This is a genomic window from Gemella sp. GH3, assembly GCF_013415425.1.
Lineage (GTDB): Bacteria > Bacillota > Bacilli > Staphylococcales > Gemellaceae > Gemelliphila.
The window spans coordinates 1-1,037 of record NZ_JACBYC010000061.1; the positions used below are offsets into that span (position 1 = coordinate 1).

Sequence of the window (1,037 nt, forward strand, 5' to 3'; positions counted from 1 at the left end):
TAATTTGTTTTAAGAAGTCGTCCACCCAAACGTCAAATGTAAATGTTGAAGTATAATCAAATATCGTTTAATATCAAAGTATACAAAAACATAAAAACATCGACTGTTTTATATTTTGGCTAGTCGTTCACGTAAACTTTGGTCGGTTTGGGGTGGACGACTTCTTTTTTATTTTGCTATTAATATAACACTATAAAAAATCTAGGTCTATTAAGAATACGTCTTTTTATTTTTATATAAAAAATGTAATATAATTTACGGAGGTGAAATATATGAATAGAAATAATATATTCATAAAAATTTTATTTATCACATCATTTGCTATGATTCTTGCAATTGTTAGTAACCACAATCAAACTTTTGCTCTTACTTATAAAAAAGGTGATGTCTTAACAACTAGAAGTACTAGTGCAAGTGGTCTTACAGGACATAACGGTATATACATAGGTAATGGAAAAGTTCTAGACACTCCTAGAGTTCACCATTATCCAAGAGTAATGTCAGTGAAAAAATGGATTAAAAGCTATCCTAAAACAAAAGTAACACGACCAAAAAATTCTAGTCTAGGAAATAAAGCTGCAAACAACGCCGTTAAATATTTTAAAGGCAAAAAAATACCATATAAGGTTACACCAAATCCTAAAAATATCAAAAAAACCTATTGCAGCGAAATAGTATGGTATTCCTATTACAAAGCTGGAAAACAATATATGATCCCCGAGCATGGAGTTTGGTTACCACCAAGTATTGTAGCCCCATATGCATTTGTTAATAAACAAGATGTTAAGCACAATGGTTTTAAATTCGTAGATAATAAATGGTAGTTACAAAATAAAGACTAAATCTATTGAGATTTAGTCTTTAAATCTTTAGAATAACCATTTATTATTTGCTCTTCTCCCTTCACTTGCTTTGCTTTATAGTCATAATAATAGTACTTCGTAGTATCTTTTTCTTTATATTCTATTAAATAATTCCTATATCCTGGTAAATTCCCAATTCTTTTTTTTAATTCAATTTTTTTAGGTTTTTTCTCA

1 protein-coding gene and 1 pseudogene are annotated in these 1,037 nt (G+C 28.4%); one reads left to right on the forward strand and one right to left on the reverse strand.

The genetic code is table 11. The features are described 5' to 3' along the window. Positions 1-272 precede the first annotated feature (272 nt). Positions 273-824 carry a YiiX/YebB-like N1pC/P60 family cysteine hydrolase gene (locus tag HZY83_RS01590; protein ID WP_002498950.1) on the forward strand — a complete coding sequence of 184 codons (552 nt, stop codon included), beginning with the start codon at positions 273-275 and terminating at the stop codon, positions 822-824. Between the two features lie 20 nt (positions 825-844). Here the strand turns inward: HZY83_RS01590 and HZY83_RS01595 are convergent. After that, positions 845-1,037, reverse strand: a pseudogene (locus HZY83_RS01595) (hypothetical protein); the annotation flags it as partial.